This is a genomic window from Agrobacterium sp. (genome assembly GCF_059499945.1).
Genome location: NZ_JCABZP010000011.1, coordinates 283,103 through 309,260 on the forward strand (window position 1 = coordinate 283,103; position 26,158 = coordinate 309,260).

The following is a 26,158-nucleotide window of genomic DNA, read 5'->3' on the forward strand; positions in this document are numbered from 1 at the left end:
CTGGCCAATAGAGGTACCTTCGTCCTGTAGCGAAGGCGTTTCATCTCCGGGACGGGCTGCAACCCAGCCCGGAGAATTTCTTCCACGCTTCAGAACTTCACGTTCATCGTCGCGATAAAGATACGGCCCGGCGCCGTGTAGGCGCTGGCTGCCGGGATATATTTGCGGTCCGTCAGGTTGTTGACGGCGAAGCGAAGCGTGGCCTTGTCGTTGAAGGCATAGGAACCGTAGAGATCCACCGTCGTGTAGGGATCGGTCACCTCACGCAGATTGCCCTCCGTATCGAGCGTGCGCGACTGCGTTGGCGTGACGTGGTTGAGCCTTGCGCCCAGCGAGAATTTCTCATCGAAGAAACGCATGCCGCCATCGAGCGTCAGCTTCACCTTGGGCGCGACATCGCCGGGCCAGGCGACGATCTCACCCGTTGTCGTGGTAGTGCTGTTGGAGAAAACCTGTGTCTTTTCAGGCCATTCCGTCTTCAGAAACGTCGCCGAGCCGCCGATCCAGAAACTGCGGGCATCGTAATTGCCCTCAAATTCAAGCCCGCGCATATAGGTCGTGCCATCAAGATTGATGAAGCTGGTATAGGTGCGGTCGAGGACCTGATCCGTGACGAGATAACCGAGAGCGATGTAGTCCTTCACCTCCCGGCGAAAGGCGGCCATTTTGATGCGGATGGAATCGTCGTCCAGCAGCACGCCATCGAAGCTGATATTCGCACCGATTTCATAGGTCGTCGCTTTTTCGGCGCGCAGGGCCTGGTTCGGAGCGTATTCGTATCCGGCGCTATCGCCCGGACGCGCACCGGCGAAAAATGCCTCGAGAATTGTCGGCGGACGCAGGCTCTGGGAATAGCTCACATAGGGGCGGAACCAGTCGACGGATTTCAGTTCGATGGTGGCCGAGGGGAGCCAGTCGCTGTAGGTGCGATCGATATCGACATTGTGCTCAGGGTATTCGGTGACGGGTATCGGCGGCGTGGTTGTACCGGTTCCCGGCATGCAGCCCGCCGAGGCGTTGGGCCAGGCACGCGCGAGATAAAGCGCATAACGTGTCGCCCAGCTCGGATTTGCCGGAAGAAAGACCCGATTGAAATAGTCTAGAGCCGTATAGTGGTTACGAACGGGATCGCAAGCAACAGACGTGTCGATGAGATAGCTGCGGGTGCTGTAATAAGTCGCTGACCCTTTCAGGCGCGACCAATCATAACGCACACCGCCGCTGAGCGTGATCCAATCCGCCGGCTCCAATTCCCCGTTTAAAAACAGACTTGCGACATCGCGCCTTCCAGCGGGACTGAAAGCCGTGTAACTGCTGGCATAAGCGGGATTTTGCACGATTGTGGCACTCGTGGCCACGGAGGTAGCGATGTCCCGGAAGGCTTCCGCTCCATAATTCAGGCTGAGTGCACCCGCCACCGTGTCGAAACGACTGGTATTTTCCAGACTACCGCCGAAGCTGCGCAGGCCCATGTCGAGATTGGTTTCAGAAGCATAGCCAGCGCTTCCATCGAGTTTATTGCGCGCCGCACGAAGTTCATGCGTCATATTATCGTTCAGCCACAGCGACGATTTGAAGTCGATGAGCTCGCTCTCCGGGTCCCAGTCCAGCTTCGCAACAACGCTGTCGTTTCGCACGCTTTCCCGGTCGATCACCGTGGACGCGCCCTGAACGAAATCATTCTCCTGATGCATCCAGGAAAGCGAGGCCTTCACGTCGCCGAAGTCGCCTTCACCCTTGAAAAAGGTGGACCAGCCATCGCGGCCGAGCAGGTCTTTCATCGTCAGCGCGGTGCTTCGGGCCTCACCCTTTGTTCCGATCTTGTATTCATCCATGATCGTGCGGCTGTAGCCGGCGACGAAGGAAAGAGGACCATCCGGCGAGCGGACGGCGCCGAGAACCGAGCCCTGAAAATCATAGCCATTGGTGCCGCGGGAAACATTCACTTCCCCACCCTTGTTCTCACCTGCGGCAATCAGATCATCGGCGCTGACGGTGCGGAACTCGACCTTGCCACCCAGAGAGCCGGCATTGCCTGAGCGCGCATTGGTTATTTTCTCGATTTCGACGGCACGGATGAAAGCAACATCGACATAACCCTGCCCGGCGCTTGCGGTGTAGCTCGTCGCGCCGCCGAAAGCCGCACCACGCTGCGCATTCTGCCGCGCACCATCAATGGAGACGACCACGCGGCCGCTTTCCTGCAAACCGCGCACATTGGGCGAAACGGTTGGGAAACTACCATTGCCTTCGCCGGCATAAACGCCCGAAACCCGGTTGAAAACATCGCGCGTGTTGCGCACGCCGGCCGACTGGATCGCCTCACGGCCAACCACGCTGACGCTGGCAGGCGTTTCATAAACCCAGTCGGGCGTGCCCTGATAACCGGAGCCGGCAATGGAATTACGCCCGGTTTTGCCGGTCACGGTAATGGTTTCGAGAACCGTCGTCCCCTCCGTCCCCGAGAGATCGACGGTCGATTGCCCCGTGCCGATGATGACGGTTCTGCCGTTTCCGGTGATGCGGAAATTGACCCCCGTTCCCGCCAGCAACCGCGACAGCGCATCCCGTACCGTGAAACTGCCAGTGACGGCATTGGTGCGCACATTGCCGGCAGACGGGGTGGCAAGCGTGACCTGAAGGCCGGATTGACGCCCGAAAGCGCCCACGACGGAGGATAGTGACTGGGCGGGAATATTGAATGGCCGCGTTGCCCCCTGCTCACCACCGGGGCGCTGAGAATTTGCGGTGTCAGTCCCGGTCTGAGCAAAAATAGGCGCGGCGAATGAAACGGCGATCGCCGTTGTCGCCAGCAGCACGCCCCTGCGCGCCTGCTTTGCCGCTTTTTCCTCTGAACCGGTCTTGCATGTCTGGAGGCGCATATTGCTTTCGTCTTCCTGTCTTTCGCTCCGGATATATCTTGACCGGATTACTCAACAAAAAGACGATTGCCTCGTCGATTTTTTTCAGACTTTCGGGAGAAATTTTATAAATTACTGAAAATAAATATGATTTTTTGTTTCGAAGTGTTTCAGAAACGGGTGATGATGCGGGCGCTGCCGCCGATCGCATGCACCTTGCCCTTGTAGGGTTCCACGAGCGCCTCCAGCGCGCGATCCGGGTCGCGCAGATCGTAAAAACCCGTCACCCTCTGTTCGGCAAGCCGCTTGTCGGCCATCGTCAGCCATGCCGGATGGTAGCGCTGGATCTGCTCCACGACCGAGCCTATCGTCGCATCGACCACGTAGAGTTCACCGTTGCGCCAGCCGCCAATATCCTCGACGGAAACAGTCTCTTTGCGGATCGCGCCGGAAGCATCGATGATCAGCATCTCGCCCGGCACGAGCCGCGTTGACGGCGCATTGCGGAAGGACGCTTCCACGGAACCATGCGCCAGCGCCACTTGCGTCACTCCATCCGTCAGGTCGACGTCAAAAGCCGTGCCCAGCACCTGAACGGTCAGGCTTTTTGCCTTCACGACAAAGGGACGGGTTTTGTCCGGCACGACATCGAAAAAAGCTTCACCCTTCAGCACCGTCACATTGCGACGGCCATCCGTGAAATCCGTTGAAAGCGCGCTCGCCGCCGCAAGCTGCACCTTGCTGCCGTCTTCCAGCGTTATCGTGCGGTTTTCAGCGGTGGTGGTCTGATAATCAGCCTCCAGGCGAACGAAAAATGCTGGAACGAACAGCATCGCAAGACAGAGCGATGCTGCCGCTGCGGCCGCGCCGGCATAATGCCGCACGGACCAGCGCCGCCGCTGCGGCTTTGTCGCGGCCTCACCCGGCAGATGTGGCGCGTCTTCCCAGAGGCTCTTGAATTCCGGCTCTACCAGACCGAGGTTCCGCCACGTCTTGCATGTTCGTTCCCAGGCGAGACGGTTTGCGGGCGCAGCCGCCAGCCATTTTTCAAATTCCGCCTTCAGCCGCGGTTCGGCTGAGCCCGACTGCAAACGCAGCAGCCAGTCAGCCGCCTCTTCCGCCTTCCCGGCCGGCAGTTCAATTTTTTTCTCTGGATCAATGGTCATTGAACCGGGCCAGTTCCTTTTGGGGGGCGGAGGAGAAGCGTCGTCTTCTTCATTGCTATAAAGACGTTTGACGAAGAGTTTTTTTTCACAGGGCGGGACAATCAGGACAATTTACTTCATTTCTTTGGTAATCGCGGCAATGCTGCCCTTGATCAGACGGTGCGCGCTGGCCACGGACACGCCGAGGTGACGCGCAATCTCCTCCATATTGTAACCACCGAATCTGTGCATTTCCAATGCCACCCTTGCCTGAACCGGCAGGCCGGCCAAAATAGTCCGCATCTGCCGGACTTCGTCGCAGAAAAGCGCGTGCTCCTCCGGCGTACCACTGTCCTGCGGCATGCCCCAGAACGGCGTATCGTCCGGCCGTTCCCTCAGGTCCTGGCGGCTGCGCCTGATATTGTCGAGTGCAAGATTGCGAACGATGCGGAAAAGATAGGATTTGAGATTGGAAGGATTGCCGGAGGCCTCGGGAACGAATTTCAGGAATGCTTCCTGAACCACGTCCTCCGCATCCGCCCGCGACCCCAGAATGAGGGTGGCATATTTGATCAGGTCGACCCTATGCGCGACGTAAGCGTTATAACGCTTGTCATCTTCCCGTATGCCCATGTCTCAACCGAGAGAAATTTGAGGGATCGACCAAACCCGCCGTCCCCCGAATGGCCGCGCAGTTTTGCCGTTCAAAGCTCTAGCATCCAAACCGCGGCTCGAACAGATATTTCATGACTTTTATCATCAAGAATTTGTGCAGGCTGCGAATCCAAGCCCCCGTCGGCAAGCGGACCCGGCAACGGATGCGGCCGGGTCTTGACCTGTCAGATGGCCCCGTCGACGATGACCATGGGTCTGCCCTGCGAGCAGGGCTCGATACGGGCATCGATGCGATAGATATCGCGCAGCATTTCAGGGGTTATCACCGCTTCGGTACTGCCGCTCACCACCATTTCACCGCGCGCGATCACCATCGTATTTTCGCAATAACGAAGCGCATGGTTGAGGTCATGCAGGGCGATCAGCACGATCATGCCGGTCTTCTGCGCCAGATCGGTAACGAAGCCCAGAACTTCAATCTGCCGATGGAGATCGAGCGCGGAGGTAGGCTCATCCATCAACAGCACCTCCGGCTTGCGGGCCAGCGCCTGCGCCAGCGAAACAAGCTGCCGCTGGCCACCGGATAGCTCGCCGAGGCCGCGGAAAGCCAGATCGTGGATTTTCAGCGCCTTGAGAATGGCGTCGATCTCGAACAGCTCGTCATCGTGAACCCGCCAGCCGCCGCCCTGCTTGGCGGAAAGAAGCACGGATTCATAGACAGTCAGCACGGCGTTCGCACCGGTATCCTGCGGCATATAGCAGATGGCGCGGTTGCCACGCGCCGTGTCCGAGAGCTCGACCAGACCGGGACCAGAAATCAGGCTGGCGATGCGTTTGAAAAGCGTGGACTTGCCGGCGGCATTCGGGCCGATTACGGCCGTAACACTACCGCTTTCCAGCGTATCGATGCCGACCTTGGAGAGTACAGTGATGCGCCCATAGGCGGCGCCGACATCTCTCAGTGCGAGCGCTACCATGCGCGTCTCCTGTTGCCGAAAATAAGCGCGAAGAAGAAGGGTACGCCGACAAGCGCGGTGATGACACCGATCGGCAGGATGGCACCGGGAATGAGGATCTTGCTGATGACCGAGGTTGCCGACAGAAGCAGCGCGCCGCAGATCACCGAGCCGGGCAGGAAGAAACGCTGGTCTTCGCCAACAACCATGCGGGCGATGTGCGGACCGACCAGCCCGACGAAACCGATGGTGCCGACAAAAGAAACCGGAATGGCCGCCAGAAGGCTGACCGTCAGCATGGTCGTCAACCGCAGCCGCCGGACATTGATGCCCATGCTGGCCGCCTTGTCGTCACCCAGCCTCAGCGCCGTCAGCGCCCAGGCATTGCGCATGAACATCGGCACGGTGACGAGGAGGATGGCGGCCGTGATATAGACCTTGTCCCAGGTCGCCTTGGTCAGGCTGCCCATGGTCCAGAAAACCACGGCGGCAAGCGCCTGTTCAGACGCCAGATATTCAAGCAGCGACAGCGCCGCATTGAAAGTGAACACCAGCGCGATGCCGAGCAGCACGATGGTTTCAACCGTCACCCCGCGAAGCGTCGAGGCGAAATGGATGAAGAGGGCCGCGACCATGGCCATGATGAAAGCATTGATAGGCACCATGTAATGCACCGCGCCCGGAAAGATCGCCACGCCGCCAACCAGCGCCAGCGCCGCACCAAAACTTGCCGCGGCGGAAATGCCGAGCGTGAAGGGGCTGGCAAGCGGGTTAGACAGGATGGTCTGCATCTGTGCGCCCGCAACCGAAAGCGACGCGCCGACAGTGACTGCCATCAGTGCGATCGGCATGCGGATATCCCAGATCACCACCCGGAGCTGGTTTCCGACGGCAGCCGGATCGGCAATGGTCGCCAGAACCTCGGAGAGCGTGTAGCGCGCCGGGCCGAGCGCCATGTCGGCGGCCATGCTGAAACACAGGGCGATAAAAAGCCCGAAGAGGATGATGATCCTGCGCGCGGCAAGGGCGCGATATTGATCGCGCCCACTGATGCCAACCGCGCTTTCATTCAGCGAACTCATTGGTTCAAACCTTTTTCCAGCGAGGCGAAATAGCCCGGCTTGTAGGTGACGGGAAGGAATTTGCGGTGAAACTCCTCAAAATTCTTTTCGGGATCGAGATCGGCGAAGAGATCGGGATGGAACCACTTGGCGAATTGCTGGATCGGGAAGAACTCGTAAGGCGCGCCATAGAACTGATGCCAGACGGCGTGGACATTGCCTTCCTTCACGGCCTTCAGTTCAGGAAACGGCGTGCGCTTCATCAGGTTGGCGAGCCTATCGCGGGAAAGGGTCATATCCGCGCCGCGGCCGACAGGAACGAACTGGTTGATGTCGGATTCGGCCGCCCAGTTGGAGCCTGTGACGATGACATGGTCCGGATCGGCAACGACGAGCTGCTCTGGATTGAGATCGCCGAACGTCGTATTGATGATGCCGTCGGCAATATTGTGGCCGCCGGCAAGATCGACCATCGCACCGAAATTGACTGGCCCGAAAGTGCGGCAGCAATTGTTTTCGCCGGAAATGCCGGGCGCACGTTCGATGAAGACGTTCGGGCGCTTCAGGTCCTTGACGCTTGCTAGCCGATCGGTCACGCGGGCGATTTCAGCACGGCGGTAGGCAATGAATTCCCTCGCGCGCTCTTCGGCGCCAAACAGCTTGCCGAGAATCTCGACCGAGGCTTCGCTGTTCTTTTCAGGATCGATGCGGAAATCGAGATAGATGATCTTGATACCGGCGGCGGCGGCCTTTTCTTCGAAACCACTTTCCTTCGCGGACTTCTCCGCTTCCAGATTGAGGGTGATCACATCCGGCGAAAGGGTGATGGCGGTTTCCAGGCTGAAATCGCCCTGCGGCACATAACCGAAACGCAGCAGTTTCTCGATCTGCGGAAAACGCTCGACATAGGCGGCATAACTGTCGGGATCCTTCTTGAGAAGGTCGTCACGCCAGCCGACGATGGTATCAAAGGTCTGCTCGCCCTTGAGCGCCGCGATGACGTGCACCTGACGGGCTTCACCAACGATAACGCGCTTGGCTGGCAGGTCCAGCTCAACCTTGCGCCCGGTGACATCGGTGATTTCCCCGGCACGAGCCGTCACGGCGAGAAGGGAGAAGGCCAGCACCGCAAGATGCCTGAGAGCGTTGAGCCGCATGAGAAGTCCTCATTGAGTTCCAAAACAAAGCGATAAAGCCGCATGGCTGCGGCTTTATCCATCGGTCGGACGGCGCTCCCCTTCACCGTCCCTGTATTACTTGGCGTCCTTCAGCGAAACGAAGTAGCCGGGCTTGTAGTCGAGCGGCAGGAAGCGGGCATGCAGCTCCTTGAAGGTCGCCTCGGGGTCCAGATCCTTAAAGAGGTCGGGATGCAGCCACTTGGCGATTTCCTGAATGGCCACGAACTGGTAGGGATTGTTGTAGAACTGATGCCAGATGGCGTGGACATTGCCGTCCTTCACCGCCTGCACACCGGTGAAAGCCGGGCGCTTGGTCAGGTTTTCAAGCTTGCGATGCGCTTCCTTCAGATCCGCGCCATAACCGACGCCGACCCAGTTGCCGCCCGGCACATAACCGTTCCAGTTGCCGCCGGTGATGATGACCTGCTCCGGGTTGGAGGCGATGATCTGTTCCGGATTGACGTTGCCGAAGGTGCCGGGAATGATGTCCTTGGCCATGTTGATGCCGCCGGCAAGCTCCACCATCTTGCCGAAATTCTCGTTGCCGAAAGACATGCAGCAATCGTCGGAGTAACCGCCGGCGCGCTCCATGAACACGACAGGCTTCTTCGGATTGGCTTTTTCAAGCGTATCGGTGACCTTGGCGATGGAGTCGGCGCGGAACTTGATGAAGTCCTCGGCGATCTTTTCCTTGCCGGTCAGCTGGCCCATGAGGCGCATGCTCGGCTCGGTATTTTCCATCGGCTTTTCGCGGAAATCGACGTAAACCAGCGGAATGCCGACCTTGGCGAGCTTTTCGATATAGCCTGCTTCTTCGGTCGCCGTCTTGGCGTCGATATTCATCAGGATCACGTCAGGCTTCAGCGAAACGGCCTGCTCGATGTCGAAGGTGCCGTCCTTCATGCCGCCGAAAGTGGGCAGCTTGGCAACCTCGGGATATTTGGCGAGATAGGCGGCATAGGTTTCCGGATCAGCTTTCGCCAGATCGTCGCGCCAGCCAACGACGTGCTGGAAAGGGTTTTCCTTGTCGAGCGCAGCCAGGAAATAAATCTGGCGACCTTCGCCGAGGATGACGTGCGATACGGGCACATTGACCTCGACATCGCGGCCCGTCACATCCTTGACGGTGACCTTTTCGGCGAATGCCGGCCATGCGGCGGATACGAGAAGGCCAAGGGCAAGTGCCGCAGATTTGGCTGAGATGCGCATCGGATATTGCTCTCCAGTGTTGACTGGCGCGGCTGTATTATTTTCTGACTGTACTAGTCAACATTTATGTTTTAGAGCCATTCTTAACTGACCGGTACATGAGTTGAACACCGATGATCGATACCATCCAATACGGCAAAAACGACAGTCTGAGAGACGAAATCAAATCCTATTGGTCCGGCCGCGCCGCGACTTTCGACCTTTCGCCCGGGCATGAAATTTTCTCCGAAGACGAGCGTGCAGCCTGGCACGCGCTTATCCTGAAACATCTGGGCCGCGGAGAGGGCCGCAAGGCGCTTGATCTCGCCAGCGGCACCGGCGTCATCTCACACCTGATGGACGATCTCGGTTTTCAGGTTACCGGCATGGACTGGTCGGAAACGATGCTGGCCCTTGCCCGGGAAAAAGCGAAAAAACGTGGACGCAACATCCGCTTTTTCGTCGGCGATGCCGAAAACACCATGGAGCCGGATGAAAGCGCCGACGTCATCATCACCCGTCATCTGGTCTGGACGCTGGTGGACCCACAGGCGAGTTTTGCCGAATGGTTCCGTGTCTTGAAACCCGGCGGGCGGCTTCTGATCGTTGACGGCGATTTCGTGAATACCGGCTGGCGCGAAAAGCTGGTGAAGAAACTGGCGGCCAGCCTCGAAAACATCGGCCTCATTAAACCGGACCAGCCGCACAAGCCGGCGGACCCGGAAAATACCTTCAACAGCATCCTCTCGCGGGTCTATTTTTCGAAGGGCGCAAGGGCCGGCGATGTCGCGGCGCTGTTGCGCACGACCGGTTTCGAACCTGTCGCGATCGATCAGGAACTTCAGGCCATTCACCGCGCCCAGGCGAAAAACTTCAGCCTTCTAAAAGGCGTCCTGCGCGGGCTGCAGCATCGTTATGCGGTATGTGCGGTGAAGCCGGATGTTACTGGCAAAAGCTGAGGCGGCATCAACCGCCGCAGCTGGGCCTCCGACATCGCTTTATTTTTCCGCCTGCTCGAAAAGATCGTCGAACCGTGGTTTGGCGCGACCCGGCACGTCCACCGTCCTGTAGCTCTGCGGCAGGGTCGCATCGCCCACCTTGATCAGCATGACCATGCCCATGCCGTAATGCGGCGAGCATTTTATGCCGTAAAAGCCCGGCTTTTCGAACCCGGTCTCGAACTCGTCATTGATCCGGCTTTTGAACCCTTCGACACCTTCCGGAACCATGCCATCGATGGTCGCGGCATTGTGGCTCTTGTGAGTGGGCACAAAGCGTACGCGGTCGCCGGGCGCGATTTCGAGAAAATCGGGCTCGAATACCATCGGGCCCTTTTCGCCCCGGTTCAGCATTTTCACCTCGAAGGTCTCGGCTGAAGCCTGAAGCGGAAAGCCCGTGACCGTCACGGCAATTGCGGCAGCGGCGTAAAAGAGTCTGGTCTTTGCAGCGGCGTTTGCGAGCATCGTCAACATCATCATCGTGCCAATACTTTCCTTGGGTGCTCGGCCCGCCCATGGGCCGGCAGAAAACGAATATGGGAAAAGCCGCCCTCGTCCGTGGTGACGACACATTCGACTCCGAAAACCTCGGCTATTGTCGCCGGTGTCAGAACGTCCCGCGGCGGGCCGACCGCGATCATCTCACCCCGATGCATGATGGCGACGCGGTCGCAGAACATGGCGGCGTGATTGAGATCGTGCAGCGCCGCAACGACGGTCAGACCCTGCCGGCGCACCAGATCGAGCAGGCCGATCTGGTGGCCTATGTCAAGGTGATTGGTCGGTTCGTCCAGCAGCAGGATATGCGGCTCCTGCGTCAATGCGCGGGCAATGTGCAGGCGCTGGCGTTCGCCGCCGGAAAGATGATGCCAGTTGCGCTCCGCCTTGTCGGCCATGTCGACATTGGCAAGTGCCGCATCAACAATGGCGTCGTCATTCTGTGACCAAGCGGAAAGCGGCCCGAGATAGGGCGTGCGTCCAAGCTCCACGGCCTGCCGTGCGGTGATGCGCTCGGTGGTTTCAGCCTGTTGCTCCACGAAGGCAAGCCGGCGGGCAAGATCGCGGCGTCCCAGCGAGGCAAGCGGCTCCTCGCCAAGCGTAACGTGCCCCCGGCGTGGTTTGCGAATTCCCGCCAGCATGGAAAGCAGCGTGCTCTTGCCGGAACCATTCGGGCCGATGATGCCCAGAAACTCCCCGGAACCGACATTGAGCGAAACGCCGCGCACGATATCGATATTGCCGGCATGGAAATGCAGGCCGTGGGCGGATAACTTCATGACCGCGCCCTCTTTTGCCCCAGGATGAAGGCGAAGGCGGGCGCGCCGACCAGCGCGGTGATGACGCCGATGGGCAGCACCTGCCCCGGAATGACGATGCGCGAGAGAATATCCGCGACTATCATGAAAACCGCACCGGTCAGTGCCGTCACCGGCAGCAAGATGCCATGGCGAACGCCGACGAAGATGCGCGCGGCATGGGGAATGACGAGCCCGACGAAACCGATGGAGCCGACCAGCGACACCATCGCGGCCGTCATGATTGCCGAAACCGAGATCAGCACCGCATAGACCCACCGCACCGGGATACCGAGTGAAGCGGCGGCTTGACCGCCGAAGGCAAAGGCATCCAGCGCCCGGGCATACCAGAGACACACAGCAAGACCCGCAAGGCTGACCGGCAGCGCCAGCCAGACATCCGGCCAGCGCACGCCCGAGAGGTTGCCGAGCAGCCAGAACATAATGCCGCGCGCCTGTTCCGCATTGGCGGATTTGGTGACGATGAAAGAGGTCATGGCGTTGAACAGCTGCGACCCGGCCACCCCCGCCAGAATGATGGCGCTGTTGCCATGTCCCGCCCGCACCGCGAGAAGGCTGACCAGAGAAAAGGCCACAAAAGCACCGATGAGCGCGCCGGCCGGCATCGTCAGGAAACCCGCGCCAAAACCCAGAAGCGCGACAGCGACGGCACCGGTGGAGGCGCCGGCGGAAATGCCGAGAATATAGGGATCGGCAAGCGGGTTGCGCAGAAGCGATTGCAGCACCGCCCCGGCGAGCGCCAGCGAAGCCCCGCAGCAGGCGGCGACAACGGCGCGGCTGAGGCGATAACTCCAGACAATGCCCTCATCCAGCGGCTCCAACGGATAACCCGCATGGAAAACACGGTTGGCGATAGTTTTCGCCACGACGTCAAAGGGAATGGCGGTCTCGCCGATGGCCGCTCCGGCCATCAGCGCGACGAGCAGCAGGGCGAGCGCGGCGAAAGCCAGTCCCACCCTGCCGAAATGGACGGAAAGACTGTTCACTTGGCGAGGCCGGCAGCCGAAATCGCTTCAGCCAGCGTTTCGATGCCTTCAATGGTGCGAATGGTCGGGTTCATCGCCTGCGCATCCATTTCGAACACATGACCTTGCTTGACGGCGGGCATGATGCTGGCCACGGGATCGCTGGCGAGGAACTTCAGCTTGACGGCGACATCGTCAGCCGGGAAGCGACGGCGGTCCATCTTGCCGGCGACGATGACGGACGGATTTGCCTTGGCGATGGTTTCCCAGCCGACGGTCGGCCATTCCTCATCGCTTTCGATGACATTCTTTAAGCCCAGTGCGGACATGATGTAACCGGGCGCGCCGTTGCGGCCGGCCACATAGGGGTCGATATCCAGCTCGGCGCTGGAGAACCAGAAGACGGCGGAAAGCTTGCCATTTGCCGAGGCGATCTTGGTGCGGGCGGCTTCCTCACGCTTCTTCAGATCGGCAACGACTTCCTCGCCGCGATCCTGCACGTTGAAGATTTTGGCGAGATCGCGGATTTCCTGATAGATCAGATCCATGGTGAAGCCGGTGTTGCGCACGCCGTCGCCACCGCCGGAATTATCCTTGCCGATGCAATCGGCAGGCGAGGTATAGACGGGAATGCCGAGTTCGGCGAATTGCACCGGCGTTCCGACGACGCCTTCAGGGCCGATCTGCCACTGGAACTGCGTCGTCACGAGGTCAGGCCTCTTGCCGACAACCGCCTCAAAGCTCGGATCATTATCGGCCAGTCGCTCGACCTTGGCATTGGCCTCCTCGTAGCCCTTCAGAACCGGGCCGATCCACAGCGCCGTGCCGACCACCTTGTCAGCAACCCCGAGCAGATAAAGAACCTCGGTCGTGCTCTGGCCGACGGATACGGTGCGGGCGGGAGCCTGCTTGAAGGTGATCTCCTGACCGCAGCTGTTGATCGTCAGGGGGTAAGTGGTTTCGGCAGCGTTAGCGTTGGCAAGAGGCAAAACCGCAAACGCGGCGGCCAGAAAGCCGGCATGGACCGGCAGGCGTCTAGAACGAAACATGTGTTCTCCAGTCGAAAGTAAAACTTATTCCAGAGCAGCAGGCGTCAGAACGCGCAGCAACAGCGGGACGTCTTGTACGGAGAACGACGACGGGACGCAAACCAAATGTTATGAAATAACATTACAATCTCCTCCTCCGGGCTTCCCCGCCCGTAACGATGGTTCATATTTTGACGGCAGGTCTCCTGGCTCACGGATTTGCGTCACTCATCTGCCTTCCCGCATTCCAGAGAATACAGTGGCATGACGCCTTGAAGCGTCACTGGGATGAACGACAATCCGCTTACAGTTGCGGGGGCAGCCACGGCATTGGGCGAAAAAGATCGCCCGCACCATGTTCCCTATTAATCCCTTCGCCTTTCGGCTGCAGGAACCGTCGCTTTCTCACATAAGGGGCAACGGGCGGGGCGTCAATTGCGATAGTGCCGCACCTCAGCACAAAGACGGGCCAGCCAGGGCGAAAATCATTGCGGGACCAGAGCCGGCCGGTTGCGGCACGTTTTTCGACATGGTGGTCAGCGTTTCGATCACCACCAGGCCGGATTGCGTCAGAAAGTCGGTCAGAAGACCACTGTCACGCACGGCATCGAGACGGACGAGCTGATCGTCCAGATCGGAAAAATGCCGCCTGACCAGCGCAATGGCCTGCGTTTCCTCACCCGCAACGACCGGGCCGACAATATGGCCCCGTCCCGCTGCGCGCCGCAATGCAAAGGCCACGAGACGATCCGCCTCGAACAGGCCATAACCCTTATTTTCCCGCAGGAGACGCTGCAGGACGCGCTGGCGCGAGACACCGAAAGCCGCCTGATCCAGATCCGCAACAGCGGACAAATGGTCCTCCGAAAGCGGCTCGATCCTCTGTTTTCTTCCGAGCGTCGGCATCTCGGCAGGGCAGCGCGCCTTGCCGCGAAGGAGATGTACTTTTTCCGCATCTCCGGCAAAACCCAGCCGGGCAAAAAGCCGCCGCGACGCTTCCGTGGCGTTCAGCCGCAGTGCAGCGTCAGGGTAATCTGCCATGAGTTGCCCCACCAGCCACGGTGCAACGCCCTGCCCCTGCAAACGCGGGGAAACGATGACCATACCGACCGTCGCGAAACCTTCATCATAAGGAAACAGCATGGCGGTTGCGACAACGCGATCAATTTCGTCAAGCGCAGCAAGGCCGATGCCACATTGACGCAGGAAACACCATTCATTCGCGTGGTATCGCCATCCGACAGCCATGGAGAGGGCATGCAGATGATCGGCCTCCACATCGGCGATATCCACGGTTCGCAACTCGAAACTATCGACCTTGAGCAGCTCCATGACAAACGGCTCTCATTCCCTCCGGCGCGGAACCTTGATCCCGGCAGCCCAGCCCACGACATCCGAAGATAACCAGCCTTGCCGGCAGGAATTTTCCGAAAGCGCTGGAAAGACACAACAATCTACCGAAAACACCCCTATTTCAGCAGATAAACGCCGCCGGCCGCTCTAAGCTTTTCGACGTTGAAGCGGCGGAGACAGCCATGAACGCAATCGAAATTCTGGAGCGTCTTGTCGGCTTCCCATCGGTCGTCGGAACCGCCAATGGCGATATCGCCGGGTGGATCGCCGATTATCTGGATAGTCACGGCGCGAAAGTATCGCTGCTTGCCGGTCCCGAGGGCGACCGCGCCAATCTCTTCGCCAGCTTCGGGCCGACAGATACCAGCGGATACATCCTGTCCGGCCATATGGATGTGGTGCCTGCCGGTGAGCCGGAATGGTCCTCCGATCCCTTCACCCTGAGAGCGGAAGGCGAGCGTCTTTACGGACGCGGAACCACCGACATGAAGGGATTTCTGGCCACGGTTCTCGCCGCGGCACCGGCATTTTCGCGCATGGCGCTGAATCGCCCCATTCATATTGCCTTTTCCTATGACGAGGAGGCGGGCTGCCGCGGCGTCCCGCACCTCATTGCCCGATTGCCGGAACTATGCGCAAAACCGGCGGGCGCGATCATCGGCGAACCGAGCAATCTGCGTGCCGTGCGCGCCCACAAGGGCAAGGCCGCTGCACGCATCACCATTCGCGGCCGCTCCGGCCATTCCTCGCGGCCGGATCAGGGCGTGAACGCCATCCATTTGATCACCGGCATCATGGCGAAGGCTGTCGAGACCGCACAGGCCCTCACGCAGGGCCCCTTCGAGGCGACATTCGAGCCCCCCTATTCTTCCCTACAGATCGGCACGGTGAAAGGCGGACAGGCGATCAACATCATTCCCGATCTCTGCGCCATCGAACTGGAAGCACGAGCGATTGCCGGTGTGTCGCCGCTCGCCCTGCTCCAGCCGGTGCGTGACGGCGTCGAAGCGCTCGCCGCTGAGGGCATCGACATAGAATGGGCGCCGATGAGCGATTATCCGGCGCTGTCCCTCGCCGCCGATGCGCCGCTCGTGAAGCTTCTGGAAGAATTGACCGGCGCGCCCTGCATCGCCGCCGTCAGCTACGGCACGGAGGCCGGGCTCTTTCAGGCTGCCGGCATCGACGCCATCATCTGCGGCCCGGGCGATATCGGCCGCGCCCACAAGCCGGACGAATTCATAACGGCCGGCGAACTTTCGGCCTGCCAGTCAATGCTGGAAACACTGGCGAACCGCTGCACGGTTTAAACCTTCGGAACCACGGATATCAGATGACGTTTTTCTTCAATTCCGACGCGAAGCGCGGCGAGATTTTCCGGCAGGCCCTGGCCCGCGACCTGCCGGAGCTGCCCTTCTCGATGGATGCCGCCAGCGTTGATGCCGATACGGTTCGATATCTCATCACCTGGACCGTGCCTGATGATATCGGCCGCTACCGCAATCTCGAAATCCTGTTTTCCATCGGTGCGGGTGTCGATCAGTTCCACATCGATGCGGTCCCTGCGCATGTGAAGGTCGTGCGCATGGTGGATGAAGGCATCATCCGCATGATGCAGGAATATGTAAGCCTTGGCGTGCTGGCGCTTCACCGCAACCTGCCGGTCTATTTAAAACAGCAGCGCCAGCAACTCTGGAAGGCTTTGCCGCAACGTCAGGCGGAAGAGTGCCGCGTGGGCGTTCTCGGCCTCGGCATGCTGGGTGTTGCGGCGCTGGAGCGGCTGAAACCCTTCGGTTTTCCACTTTCCGGCTGGAGCCGTTCCCCGCGCGCGATCGACGGCGTCACCTGCCATCACGGCGAAGCCGGATTGGCCGCCATCCTCTCGACAAGCGATATTCTCGTCTGCCTGCTGCCGCTGACCGAAGAGACCGTGGGGCTTCTGAACGGCGAACGTCTGGCAATGCTTCCGGAAGGCGCTGGCCTCGTTCACGCCGGGCGCGGCAAACAACTCGACCACGACGCCCTCGTCGATGCGCTGGATAATGGCGGGCTCTCGGGCGCGGTGATCGACGTCACCGAACCCGAACCGCTGCCGGAAGAGCATCGTTTCTGGACCCATCCGAAAATTCTTCTGACGCCGCATATCGCCAGCGTCACCCAGCCGCATTCGGCAGCACGCACCGTTGTCGAAAACATCAAACGATACCAGTCCGGCCTCGAGCCGCTCGGCCTCGTCGACCGCAACCGCGGATATTGATCATACCGTTCCAGGAAAGGACACCCATGCCGCTTCTCAAGACCATCGACACCCATCCCGCCTTCGAACCGAAAGCTTCCAAGGCCCTGCCGGAACGCCTCATCTCCGGCGATCCGTCCTTCAAAACCTGGCCGCTGGACGAAGCCCGCAACGGCACCGTCCACACCGGCATCTGGGAAGCGACGCCGGGCGAAAGCCATTCGATCAAGGGCGAAACCTTCGAATTCTGCCATATCCTCGAAGGCGTCATCGAAATCACGCCGGAAGGCGGCGCACCGCTGCGTTATACGGCGGGCGACAGTTTCGTCATGAAGCCGGGCTTCGTCGGCGTATGGAAAACCATTGAAACCGTCCGCAAGATCTATGTTACGGTGAACGGATGAGCTGGGAACCGACCATTTTCGAAATTACCCGCGACGGCTACGTGATGAGCACCGATCCGACGCGTGTCGATTTCGATCTGGTCCATGGTTTTCTCGCCCGCGATTCCTACTGGGCGCAGGGAATGACCGCCGACCGGCTGAAGCGGGCGCTTTCGCATTCGCTGCCGGTTGGCGTCTACGCCCCCGATGGTTCCATGGCCGCCTTCGCCCGTCTGGTGACGGACTATGCCGTTTTCGGCTATCTGCGCGATGTCTTCACGGTGGAGGATCATCGCGGTCGCGGCCTTGCTTCCTGGATCGCCACCGAGATACGCAGGCATCCGGAGCTCTCAACGGTATCAAGCTGGATGCTCGCGACCCGCGACGCCCATGGCGTCTATGAAAAGGCCGGCTATCGCGCCGCACCGCATCCCGAATATTACATGACGGTGCCAAAACCCGGCGAAGGCTGATCAGCCTGACTTGCACGTCATGTCGGCCATCATCATAACCTGGAGCTATGACCCTTGCCCCATAAATGCTTGGCCCTTTTCCGGTCCCGATGACAGCATCATCAGGACTGGAAAAGGAGACGGAAGAGATGGGATATCGCATTGGCGTTGATGTGGGCGGGTCATTTACGGATTTTGCCGTGTTTGACGATGGGACCGGCTCGCTTTCCACCCTGAAGGTGTTTTCCCGCCCCGATGCGCCGGGAGAAGAAATCCTTCTCGCGCTCGATACGCTGAAAAAGCGCGACGGCATCGAAGCGAAGGACGTTTCCTATTTCACCCATGGAACCACCGTCGGTGTCAACACGGTGATCCAGCGCAACGGCCAGAACGTCGCCCTGTTCACCACGGAAAATTTCGAGGACGTGCTTGATGTTGCACGCCTGAAAATCCCGCAGATCCACAATCTCTATTCCGTGCGGCCGGAACCGCTCATCCCGCGTGAACGGGTTTTCGGCATAGCCGAACGCATGCTGGCGACCGGCGAGATAAAGCTCACGCCGAACGAAGAGAATGTGGCGAAGGCTGTCGCCGGAGCAATTGCAGCCGGTTGCGACGGCATCGTTCTCGCCTTCCTGCATTCCTACCGTAACCCCGAAAACGAACGGGCCGTGAAGGCGATGATCGAGCGCATCGCACCGCAATTGCCAGTGGTCTCCTCTGCCGAGACATGGCCGATCATCCGCGAATATGAGCGCACAGTCACCGCCGTCATCAGTGGTTATGTCCAGCCGCGCGTCGCACATTACCTCGATCGTTTTGAAACGGTGCTGCGCAGGCAAGGCATTGCCTGCCCGCTGCTCATCACCAAGACCAATGGCGGCGTCATGGGCATCGATCAGGCGCGGCGCGAATGTGTGCAGATGATCCTGTCGGGCACCGCCTCCGGCGTCATCGGCGCGGGTTATCTGGCGAAGGCCAGCGGCTTTGAGCGGGTGATGAGCCTGGACATTGGCGGCACCAGCGCCGATGTGGCCGTTATCCTTGATGGCGAGGCCCAATATGGGGTCGGTGAGCTGATCGGCGATTTCCAGATTCATGTTCCCTCCGTTTCCGTCAGTTCCGTTGGCCAGGGCGGCGGCTCGGTCGCGTGGGTGGATAGTCTCGGCCTGTTGCAGGTCGGACCGGAAAGTGCCGGTTCGACGCCGGGGCCTGCCTGTTACGGACGCGGCGGCGACCGCCCGACAATCACGGACGCCATGGCGGCCGCCAATCTCATCGGCCACATGCCGCTCGGTTATGGCGCAGTGACCGTCGATCACGCCGCAGCGCGCGCCGCCCTCTTGCCGCTTGCCGAAAAACTCGGCCTTTCCGTCGAGGCGCTCGCCGGCAACATCGTCGATATCGCCGTCTCGGGCATGTATGCGGAGGTGAACGCCCTGACCTCCCGCTTCGCCATCGACCCGCGCGAATTTCACCTCTTCGCTTTCGGCGGCGCGGGCGCGATGCTCGCCTGTTTCCTTGCCCGCGAACTGGATATGAAAGGTGTGGTGGTGCCGCCCACCCCCGGTGTCGTTTCCGCGCTCGGCGGCCTGATTGCCGATCTCAAGAATGATTTCATCCGCACCACCTATTGCGAGGTGGACGACAGGGCGGCCTCTGATCTCGCCCCCCTTCTCACCGAAATGCAGGAGACCGGCCGCAACTGGCTGAAGGAACAGGGTTTTAACGGTGATTGCGACATGCGGCTTTCCGCCGACATGCGCTATCGCGGCCAGTCCTACGAAATCGAAACCACGCTGCAGCCGGAATGGCTGGGCAGAGGTGACGCCGGCGCCATCAACAAGGCTTTCCACGAAGAACATGCCCGTCTTTATGGCCATTCCGATGAACGGGCGGCCGTACAGATGGTCAACCTCAGGCTCGTCGTTTCCGGCCGAACACCGAAGCCCCCTCTTCGGGAGACAGGCATGGCCACCGGTCCCGCTAAACCGCGCTTCCACGCGAAAGGCTGGTTTGGCGGCATGGAACACGACATGGCTATCTATCATCGTGCCGATCTGGCGGCCGGACACGATTTCGATGGTCCCGCCATCATCCTTCAGGACGACACCACCACCGTGGTGCCGCCCGACTTCTCCGTCCATGTGGACCATTTCGGCAATCTCGTCATTACCAAGAGGGAGTTTTGATCCATGGCCATCGATCGCCGCAACCTCAAGGTCCTTGCCAATTTCTGCTCTGCCGCCGCCGACGCCATGGCCTTCACGCTGATGCGCACCGCCCATTCCGCCTTCGTCAAGGAAACCGAGGATTTTTCCTGCCAGGTGGTGACGCGCGAGGGGCTTGCCTTCGCCAATCCCCGGCAATTCGGCGCGCCCTGGTATAGCGGCATCGATTACGCGCCGCTGATTTCCATGTTCGAGGAGTATGAAGACGGCGATATCTGCATCACCAACGATCCCTATAGCGGTTTCGTCGCCACCCACTCGCCGGATATCCACATCTGGAAACCGGTCTTCCACGAGGGCAAAATCGCCTGTTTCGCGGTCGGGCACATTCACAATACCGACGTCGGCGGCGCGGTTCCCGCCTCATTGTCCCGCTCGCTTTCCGAAATCGAGCAGGAAGGCCTGCGCATCCCGCCAGTCAAGCTCGTTCGCAAAGGCAGGCTCGATCCCTTCATCATCGACATGATGAAGGCCAATGTTCGCATGCCGGAACAGAATATCGGCGACCTCCACGCCCAGATCGCCTCCGTCAACATCGGCGAACGCAAGATGCAGGAGATCGTCGCCCGTTTCGGCTTTGACGATTTTCTGGACGGTGTGCGCCAGATTTTCGACTATGCGGAAGAGCAGACCCGGCAAATCCTCACCAGGGTTCCCGATGGCGATTACTTCTTTGCCGACTATGCCGACGAGGATTCCGTTGGCGGCCGGCCATGCCGCGTGGCGCTGACGCTGAAAATCCGCGGCGGCGAGGCGGTTCTCGACTATACCGGCAGCGATCCGCAGCTCGGCTCGTCGCTGAATATGCCGACCGGCGGTCGCGAGCGACATTCACTCGTCATGGTCGGCCTGACCTATGTGCTTTATACGCTCGATAACAGCCTGCTTCTGAACGCCGGGACCCTGCGCCCGGTACGGGCCGTGCTGCCGGAAGGCACGATCGTCAATTGTCAACGCCCGGCCGCTGTCGGCATGCGCTCACTCACCTGCGCCATGACCCAGATCGTCACCATCGGCGCTTTCGCAAAGGCCCTGCCCGAGCTTATTCCCGCTGCCTCCCCCGGCGGAAACGCCATCATGAACATCAAGACCAGCGACCGGAGCGGCCGCCCGGTCATGGCCTCCATCGGCCCGGTTGGCGGCGGTGGCGGCGGTACGCCCTTCTGCGACGGCAGCGACGGCGCCGGCGGCGCCACCGGCTTTCTGCGCAACACGCCGATCGAAATCAGCGAAGCGGAGGTGCCGATCCTCTTCCGTCGTTATGGGTTGCAACGCGATACCGGCGGGGCAGGCCATTTTCGCGGCGGGCTTTCGGCCATCATGGAGTTTGAAATATCCTCGCCGGAAACGGTGGTCACGGCACGCAACCGCAATCGCTCGCTGATGGCAAGCTGGGGCGTCAATGGTGCGGGCCCGGGGCTGATTTCCCGCTTTCTCCGCAATCCCGATACGGAGGGCGAAATCTCACTCGGCAATACCGATATCGTCCATTGCGGCCCGGGTGATGTCATTCGTGTCATCGGACCGGGAGCGGGCGGTTACGGCGACCCCTTCACCCGCCCGCAACAGGCCGTGCTTCGCGATGTGCGGCGTGGTGCGGTCTCGGCAGAAAATGCTGCAAGACACTACGGGGTCGCGCTCATCGGCGATGAGATCGATGAAGAAGCGACGGCCGCCCTGCGCTCCACACCGCGCCGAAAGACGTACGATATCATCAGTTATGGACCGGAGCGGCTCGCCTTCGAGGCGGTCTGGACCCGGGAACGTTATGACCTGTTGACTCAATTTCTGCAAAAATCGCCCGTGGGATGGCGTTTCTTCCTGAAACACCGGGTGTTTGAAGCAGTCGAAAACGAAGGCGACGATCCCCGGCCTCTTTGCGAGCGGATGGCCGGGATTTTCGACCGGATAAGTGCACGCTACGGCGTTTGACCGGCGGCCTGCCTTCGCCGCCGAAGATTGCGCTGTCTGCCGGTGGCAAAACAGGATTTTCATTCACCGCCCACGCCGCAGTCGGTCGATGCTGCTTGCCGTCAGGGATTAGCGTTGGGGCATATCCAGAAAGGATTCCACATGACGCTCAGCTTCGATCCAGACAGCTTGTCCCTGCCGATCGGCCACTTCATCGGCGACCGGCTGATTACGGCGGCAAACGGCATCGACATGCACCGCCCATCCGATGGCGTTGGATATGCCGGTTGTCCCAAGGCGGATGCAGCGCTGGTCGATGAAGCGGTGCAGACTGCCAAGGCTGCGTTGAAGAGCAGCAACTGGGGCGGCGTGCGCCCGCGTGAGCGTACAAAGGTCTTGCAGCGCTGGGCCGACCTGATCGAACAGGAAGCCGAGACGCTGGCAAAAATCGAGGCGCTCTCCTCGACGCGGCCCGTGGGCCAGCTGATCGCCGGCGATATCGCCGTCACCGCCGAGCAAATCCGTTTCTTTGCCGAATTCGCCGACAAAGAAGGCGGCGATCTGGTGCCGACCGACGATGCGAGCCTCGGCATGATCATGACCGAACCCTATGGTGTCGTCGGCGCCATCACGCCATGGAATTTCCCCGTCTCCATGGCGGGCTGGAAGCTCGGCCCGGCGCTTGCCGCCGGTAATGCCGTGGTGCTGAAACCCTCGGAAATGACGCCCTTCTCCAGCATTTTCATGGCACAGCTGGCGATCAAGGCCGGGCTCCCCGCCGGTCTCATAAATATCGTACTGGGTGACGGGCCTGTGACGGGCAATGCCATCACCGGGCACCCTGATATCTCCAAGGTCAGCTTCACCGGCTCCACAGCCGCGGGCGCCGCCATCATGGCCAATATCGCCCGCACCGGCATCAAGCCCATGACGCTGGAGCTCGGCGGCAAGAGCCCGCAACTGGTCTTTGCCGATGCCGATATCGAAAAAGCGGCGGCGGCCATTGCCGGCAATATTCTCTCCAATGCCGGGCAGGCCTGCGTGGCCGGTTCCCGCATCATCGTTGAAGAAAGTGCGGCAGATGCCCTTTCCGCCGCGATCATCGCCCGCATGAAGGCGGTGAAGCCCGGCCCGACATGGGACGAGACGACGCAATATTCGCCTATTATCTCCGAAGTGCAGCGAAAGCGCATCGACGGCATCGTTCAGGCCGCCGTCGCCCATGGCGGCGAATGCCTGACGGGCGGCGCGATCATGGATGGCCCCGGCTATTTCTATCAGCCGACGCTGATCGCCAATGTCGACCAGACCTCTCCTGCCGTCACCGAGGAAATCTTCGGCCCGGTGCTGACGCTGCAGTCCTTCCGGACGGAAGAAGAGGCTCTGGCGCTTTCCGATCATCCGACTTACGGTCTGGCGGCGGGTCTTTTCAGCCGTGATATCTCGCGTGTGATGCGCCTGTCACGCGCCATTCAGGCCGGAACGATCTGGGTCAACCGTTACGGCCGCTCCCGCGACCACATATTGCCGACAGGCGGTTACAAACGCTCCGGCATCGGCAAGGATCTCGGACGGGAGGCCTATCTCGCCAACCGCAAGAGCAAAAGCGTCCTGATTGGACTGTAACAGGGGAATTCTCTTGAAAACGCATCGCATCGCACTCATTCCCGGAGACGGCATCGGCAAAAGCGTAACTGATGCCGCCTGGCAAGTGCTCAACGCCGCCGCCCAAACCTCCGGTTTTGCACTTGAAGGCACGGAATTCCCCTGGTCCTGCGCCTTCTACAAGGAAACCGGCGCGATGATGCCGAAGGACGGTATCGAAACCCTGCGCGGCTTCGACGCCATTCTGCTCGGCGCAGTCGGCTGGCCGGCGGAAGTGCCGGACTCAGTCTCGCTGCACGGCCTGCTGCTGCCGATCCGCAAGGCCTTCGTGCAATATGCCAATATCCGCCCTCACCGGCTTCTGCCCGGCGTGCAGGGACCTTTGAAGGCCGATGGATTCGACATTCTCTGCATCCGCGAAAACACGGAAGGCGAATATTCCGGCGCGGGCGGCCGCGTGCATCAGGGCACCGATGATGAAGTTGCGGTCGAAACCTCGATCTTCACCCGCAAGGGCGTGGAACGTATCCTGCGTTTCGGCTTCGAGCAGGCGCAGAAGCGTCGCGGCAAGCTCGCTTCCATTACCAAGTCCAATGCCCAGAAATATTCGATGGTCTTCTGGGATGAGGTGACACACAAGCTCGCTGCCGAATATCCCGATGTCGAAGTTTCCAGCTATCACATCGACGCCATGGCGGCACGCATGGTGATGGCCCCGGAAAGCCTTGATGTCGTGGTCGCCTCCAACCTCTTCGGCGACATTTTGACCGATCTCGGCGCGGCCATTCAGGGCGGTCTTGGTTTTGCCGCTTCCGCCAATATCAACCCTGACCGCAGCGCGCCTTCCATGTTCGAGCCGGTGCATGGTTCGGCCCCCGATATCGCCCATCTCGGCATAGCCAACCCCATTGCCGCCATCTGGTCCGGCGCGATGATGCTCGAGCATCTCGGCGAAAAAGATGCAGCAGTGCGCATCATGACGGCGCTGGAAAAGGCGACCGGCCGGGGTATCGGCACGGTGCCGGGTAAGGACAAGACAGACGCCATCACCGCCGCGATTCTTGCGGCACTCGACTGATTTCGGAGAATTATGATGCAGGGCTTGAAGGACAAAGAACTCTTTCGCCAGACGGGCTTGATCGGCGGCGCATGGAAGACGGCAGCGTCGGGCAAGGCGGTCGATGTCATCGACCCCGCGACGCAGGCCGTGATCGGTACCGTTCCCGATATGGGGAGCGCGGAAACGCGCGCGGCCATCGAGGCCGCCAACGCCGCCTTCGGCCCGTGGAAGAAGAAGACCCATGCGGAGCGTGCGGCACTTCTCGAAAAATGGTTCGCGCTGATGATCGAGCATATAGACGATCTCGGCCTGATCCTGACCACGGAACAGGGCAAGCCGCTCGATGAGGCAAAGGGCGAAATCCGCTATGGCGCATCCTTCGTCAAATGGTTTGCGGAAGAGGCGCGGCGCATCGGCGGCGGCACCATTCCTTCGCCGACGCCGGACCGGCGCATCGTGGTGCTGAAGGAGGCTGTCGGCGTCTGCGGCATCATCACGCCATGGAACTTCCCGAACGCCATGATCACCCGCAAGGTCGCGCCCGCACTCGCAGCCGGCTGTACCGTGGTCATCAAGCCATCGGAATTCACACCCTATTCGGCTCTGGCGCTCGGCGTGCTCGCCGAACGGGCCGGCATTCCCGCAGGTGTCATCAACATCGTCACCGGCATGCCGACGGAAATCGGCAACGAAATCATGGCCAACGAGACGGTTCGCAAGATTTCCTTCACCGGCTCCACCCGCGTCGGTTCGCTTTTGATGCGTGGCGCCGCCGACAGCATAAAACGACTGTCGCTGGAACTGGGCGGCAATGCGCCCTTCATCGTTTTCGACGATGCCGATCTCGATCTCGCCATTGAAGGCGCCCTCATTTCGAAATTCCGCAATGGCGGCCAGACCTGCGTCTGCGCCAACCGCATTCTCGTCCAGTCTGGTGTTTACGACGCCTTCGCGAAAAAACTGGCGGATCGCGTCGATGCCATGCGGGTCGGCCCCGGCACGGAAGCGGGGGTCTCCATCGGCCCGATGATCAACGAGCCGGCCATCGCCAAGATCCGCGCCCATATCGACGACGCCGTTTCCAAGGGCGCGACGATCATCACCAAGCCGCGCAATCTGCCGGAAGGTCCGCAATATACGGCACCGGTGGTGCTGACGGACGCCACGACCGGCATGCTTCTGGCAAGCGAAGAGACCTTCGGGCCCGTCGCACCGCTCTTCCGCTTCGAGACGGAAGAAGAAGCACTCGCCATCGCCAATGGCACGCCCTTCGGCCTCGCCGCCTATTTCTATACCGAGAGCCTCAAGCGCGCCTGGCGTGTGGGCGAAGCGCTGGAATTCGGCATGGTCGGCCTCAATACCGGCCTCATCTCCACCGAAGTCGCCCCCTTCGGCGGCGTCAAGCAATCCGGCCTCGGCCGCGAGGGCGCGCAGGTCGGTATCGAGGAATATCTGGAGATCAAGACCTTCCATATCGGTGGGCTCGCTTGAGCCTTTTTCTCATCCCCGCCTAAAGGGCCGCTCTGCGGCCCTTCTTTTTTGAAGCGTGGGATTGAAAAAGCGGCAGCATTTACACGCCGTCACCCCGGACACAGTCCGGATTCAGTGCGATCAAGTCA

General features: G+C 60.4%; 22 protein-coding genes and 1 riboswitch. Of the genes, 10 read left to right on the forward strand and 12 right to left on the reverse strand.

The annotated features are described in order from the left end of the window. Nucleotides 1-89 precede the first annotated feature (89 nt). From AC5I5B_RS10255 to AC5I5B_RS10285, 7 genes are all read right to left on the reverse strand, one after another. The gene (locus AC5I5B_RS10255) at nt 90-2,882 is read right to left on the reverse strand and encodes a TonB-dependent receptor (RefSeq protein WP_112958583.1); all 2,793 of its coding nucleotides are present in this window, start codon (nt 2,880-2,882) and stop codon (nt 90-92) included. Nucleotides 2,883-3,031: 149 nt separating this feature from the next. Further along, nucleotides 3,032-4,027: a FecR family protein gene (locus tag AC5I5B_RS10260; protein ID WP_111833845.1), complete on the reverse strand. Its 996-nt coding sequence runs from the start codon at nt 4,025-4,027 to the stop codon at nt 3,032-3,034. Between the two features lie 111 nt (nt 4,028-4,138). After that, on the reverse strand, nt 4,139-4,639 hold the full coding sequence (locus AC5I5B_RS10265) for an RNA polymerase sigma factor (RefSeq protein ID WP_003506803.1): 501 nt from the start codon (nt 4,637-4,639) through the stop codon (nt 4,139-4,141). A gap of 206 nt (nt 4,640-4,845) precedes the next feature. Beyond that, nucleotides 4,846-5,598, reverse strand: coding sequence for an ABC transporter ATP-binding protein (locus AC5I5B_RS10270; RefSeq protein ID WP_003506804.1), 753 nt, complete (start codon nt 5,596-5,598; stop codon nt 4,846-4,848). Continuing rightward, the gene (locus AC5I5B_RS10275; RefSeq protein WP_003506805.1) at nt 5,592-6,659 is read right to left on the reverse strand and encodes a FecCD family ABC transporter permease; all 1,068 of its coding nucleotides are present in this window, start codon (nt 6,657-6,659) and stop codon (nt 5,592-5,594) included. The genes AC5I5B_RS10270 and AC5I5B_RS10275 overlap by 7 nt, the downstream gene beginning before the upstream one ends. Beyond that, nucleotides 6,656-7,795: an ABC transporter substrate-binding protein gene (locus AC5I5B_RS10280; RefSeq protein ID WP_111817661.1), complete on the reverse strand. Its 1,140-nt coding sequence runs from the start codon at nt 7,793-7,795 to the stop codon at nt 6,656-6,658. The genes AC5I5B_RS10275 and AC5I5B_RS10280 overlap by 4 nt, the downstream gene beginning before the upstream one ends. Before the next feature lie 96 nt (nt 7,796-7,891). Further along, complete coding sequence (locus AC5I5B_RS10285) at nt 7,892-9,025, reverse strand: ABC transporter substrate-binding protein (protein ID WP_003506807.1); 1,134 nt, start codon at nt 9,023-9,025, stop codon at nt 7,892-7,894. A gap of 113 nt (nt 9,026-9,138) precedes the next feature. On the opposite strand from AC5I5B_RS10285, the gene AC5I5B_RS10290 reads away from it, so the two are divergent. Continuing rightward, complete coding sequence (locus AC5I5B_RS10290; RefSeq protein ID WP_060726925.1) at nt 9,139-9,963, forward strand: class I SAM-dependent methyltransferase; 825 nt, start codon at nt 9,139-9,141, stop codon at nt 9,961-9,963. A gap of 39 nt (nt 9,964-10,002) precedes the next feature. Here AC5I5B_RS10290 and AC5I5B_RS10295 read toward each other — a convergent pair whose 3' ends face one another. The 5 genes from AC5I5B_RS10295 to AC5I5B_RS10315 all read right to left on the reverse strand — a co-directional run bounded on the left by AC5I5B_RS10295 (nt 10,003) and on the right by AC5I5B_RS10315 (nt 14,643). Continuing rightward, nucleotides 10,003-10,482, reverse strand: a complete 480-nt coding sequence (locus AC5I5B_RS10295; RefSeq protein ID WP_111833846.1) for a pseudoazurin — start codon at nt 10,480-10,482, stop codon at nt 10,003-10,005. Further along, entirely contained in the window at nt 10,479-11,279 is an 801-nt protein-coding gene (locus AC5I5B_RS10300) for an ABC transporter ATP-binding protein (protein ID WP_099087199.1), read from the reverse strand. Before AC5I5B_RS10300 ends, AC5I5B_RS10295 begins: the two co-directional genes overlap by 4 nt. Then, the gene (locus tag AC5I5B_RS10305; RefSeq protein ID WP_111793851.1) at nt 11,276-12,304 is read right to left on the reverse strand and encodes a FecCD family ABC transporter permease; all 1,029 of its coding nucleotides are present in this window, start codon (nt 12,302-12,304) and stop codon (nt 11,276-11,278) included. The genes AC5I5B_RS10300 and AC5I5B_RS10305 overlap by 4 nt, the downstream gene beginning before the upstream one ends. Continuing rightward, nucleotides 12,301-13,332: an ABC transporter substrate-binding protein gene (locus AC5I5B_RS10310; RefSeq protein WP_111793850.1), complete on the reverse strand. Its 1,032-nt coding sequence runs from the start codon at nt 13,330-13,332 to the stop codon at nt 12,301-12,303. Before AC5I5B_RS10310 ends, AC5I5B_RS10305 begins: the two co-directional genes overlap by 4 nt. A 158-nt stretch (nt 13,333-13,490) precedes the next feature. Further along, nucleotides 13,491-13,725: riboswitch (cobalamin riboswitch) on the reverse strand. 39 nt (nt 13,726-13,764) lie between these two features. Next, nucleotides 13,765-14,643, reverse strand: coding sequence for a GNAT family N-acetyltransferase (locus tag AC5I5B_RS10315; RefSeq protein ID WP_111833847.1), 879 nt, complete (start codon nt 14,641-14,643; stop codon nt 13,765-13,767). 203 nt (nt 14,644-14,846) lie between these two features. On the opposite strand from AC5I5B_RS10315, the gene argE reads away from it, so the two are divergent. From argE to AC5I5B_RS10360, 9 genes are all read left to right on the forward strand, one after another. Then, nucleotides 14,847-15,971, forward strand: coding sequence for an acetylornithine deacetylase (argE, locus tag AC5I5B_RS10320; protein ID WP_003506822.1), 1,125 nt, complete (start codon nt 14,847-14,849; stop codon nt 15,969-15,971). A gap of 23 nt (nt 15,972-15,994) precedes the next feature. Continuing rightward, a complete protein-coding gene (locus AC5I5B_RS10325; RefSeq protein WP_003506824.1) occupies nt 15,995-16,918 on the forward strand; it encodes a 2-hydroxyacid dehydrogenase in 924 nt (307 codons plus the stop codon). 26 nt (nt 16,919-16,944) lie between these two features. Next, nucleotides 16,945-17,301: a cupin domain-containing protein gene (locus tag AC5I5B_RS10330; RefSeq protein WP_111833848.1), complete on the forward strand. Its 357-nt coding sequence runs from the start codon at nt 16,945-16,947 to the stop codon at nt 17,299-17,301. Beyond that, complete coding sequence (locus tag AC5I5B_RS10335) at nt 17,298-17,753, forward strand: GNAT family N-acetyltransferase (RefSeq protein WP_111833849.1); 456 nt, start codon at nt 17,298-17,300, stop codon at nt 17,751-17,753. The genes AC5I5B_RS10330 and AC5I5B_RS10335 overlap by 4 nt, the downstream gene beginning before the upstream one ends. A 128-nt stretch (nt 17,754-17,881) precedes the next feature. Further along, on the forward strand, nt 17,882-19,924 hold the full coding sequence (locus tag AC5I5B_RS10340; RefSeq protein ID WP_111833850.1) for a hydantoinase/oxoprolinase family protein: 2,043 nt from the start codon (nt 17,882-17,884) through the stop codon (nt 19,922-19,924). 3 nt (nt 19,925-19,927) lie between these two features. Further along, a complete protein-coding gene (locus AC5I5B_RS10345; RefSeq protein WP_111833851.1) occupies nt 19,928-21,895 on the forward strand; it encodes a hydantoinase B/oxoprolinase family protein in 1,968 nt (655 codons plus the stop codon). 141 nt (nt 21,896-22,036) lie between these two features. Further along, nucleotides 22,037-23,500 carry an aldehyde dehydrogenase family protein gene (locus AC5I5B_RS10350; protein ID WP_111833852.1) on the forward strand — a complete coding sequence of 488 codons (1,464 nt, stop codon included), beginning with the start codon at nt 22,037-22,039 and terminating at the stop codon, nt 23,498-23,500. A gap of 13 nt (nt 23,501-23,513) precedes the next feature. Continuing rightward, nucleotides 23,514-24,557: a tartrate dehydrogenase gene (locus AC5I5B_RS10355; protein ID WP_111797135.1), complete on the forward strand. Its 1,044-nt coding sequence runs from the start codon at nt 23,514-23,516 to the stop codon at nt 24,555-24,557. Between the two features lie 15 nt (nt 24,558-24,572). Beyond that, nucleotides 24,573-26,030, forward strand: coding sequence for an NAD-dependent succinate-semialdehyde dehydrogenase (locus tag AC5I5B_RS10360; RefSeq protein WP_111833928.1), 1,458 nt, complete (start codon nt 24,573-24,575; stop codon nt 26,028-26,030). The last annotated feature ends 128 nt before the right edge of the window (nt 26,031-26,158 follow it).

Bases quoted from the DNA above. Each gene is read 5' to 3' on its own strand.
- AC5I5B_RS10265 (WP_003506803.1), bottom strand. From the start codon at position 4,639: ATGGGCATACGGGAAGATGACAAGCGTTATAACGCTTACGTCGCGCAT.
- AC5I5B_RS10255 (WP_112958583.1), bottom strand. From the start codon at position 2,882: ATGCGCCTCCAGACATGCAAGACCGGTTCAGAGGAAAAAGCGGCAAAG.
- AC5I5B_RS10260 (WP_111833845.1), bottom strand. From the start codon at position 4,027: ATGACCATTGATCCAGAGAAAAAAATTGAACTGCCGGCCGGGAAGGCG.
- AC5I5B_RS10280 (WP_111817661.1), bottom strand. From the start codon at position 7,795: ATGCGGCTCAACGCTCTCAGGCATCTTGCGGTGCTGGCCTTCTCCCTT.
- AC5I5B_RS10295 (WP_111833846.1), bottom strand. From the start codon at position 10,482: ATGATGATGTTGACGATGCTCGCAAACGCCGCTGCAAAGACCAGACTC.
- AC5I5B_RS10345 (WP_111833851.1), top strand. From the start codon at position 19,928: ATGGCCATCGATCGCCGCAACCTCAAGGTCCTTGCCAATTTCTGCTCT.
- argE (WP_003506822.1), top strand. From the start codon at position 14,847: ATGAACGCAATCGAAATTCTGGAGCGTCTTGTCGGCTTCCCATCGGTC.
- AC5I5B_RS10285 (WP_003506807.1), bottom strand. From the start codon at position 9,025: ATGCGCATCTCAGCCAAATCTGCGGCACTTGCCCTTGGCCTTCTCGTA.
- AC5I5B_RS10360 (WP_111833928.1), top strand. From the start codon at position 24,573: ATGCAGGGCTTGAAGGACAAAGAACTCTTTCGCCAGACGGGCTTGATC.
- AC5I5B_RS10310 (WP_111793850.1), bottom strand. From the start codon at position 13,332: ATGTTTCGTTCTAGACGCCTGCCGGTCCATGCCGGCTTTCTGGCCGCC.
- AC5I5B_RS10275 (WP_003506805.1), bottom strand. From the start codon at position 6,659: ATGAGTTCGCTGAATGAAAGCGCGGTTGGCATCAGTGGGCGCGATCAA.
- AC5I5B_RS10350 (WP_111833852.1), top strand. From the start codon at position 22,037: ATGACGCTCAGCTTCGATCCAGACAGCTTGTCCCTGCCGATCGGCCAC.
- AC5I5B_RS10325 (WP_003506824.1), top strand. From the start codon at position 15,995: ATGACGTTTTTCTTCAATTCCGACGCGAAGCGCGGCGAGATTTTCCGG.
- AC5I5B_RS10330 (WP_111833848.1), top strand. From the start codon at position 16,945: ATGCCGCTTCTCAAGACCATCGACACCCATCCCGCCTTCGAACCGAAA.
- AC5I5B_RS10300 (WP_099087199.1), bottom strand. From the start codon at position 11,279: ATGAAGTTATCCGCCCACGGCCTGCATTTCCATGCCGGCAATATCGAT.
- AC5I5B_RS10290 (WP_060726925.1), top strand. From the start codon at position 9,139: ATGATCGATACCATCCAATACGGCAAAAACGACAGTCTGAGAGACGAA.
- AC5I5B_RS10315 (WP_111833847.1), bottom strand. From the start codon at position 14,643: ATGGAGCTGCTCAAGGTCGATAGTTTCGAGTTGCGAACCGTGGATATC.
- AC5I5B_RS10270 (WP_003506804.1), bottom strand. From the start codon at position 5,598: ATGGTAGCGCTCGCACTGAGAGATGTCGGCGCCGCCTATGGGCGCATC.
- AC5I5B_RS10335 (WP_111833849.1), top strand. From the start codon at position 17,298: ATGAGCTGGGAACCGACCATTTTCGAAATTACCCGCGACGGCTACGTG.
- AC5I5B_RS10340 (WP_111833850.1), top strand. From the start codon at position 17,882: ATGGGATATCGCATTGGCGTTGATGTGGGCGGGTCATTTACGGATTTT.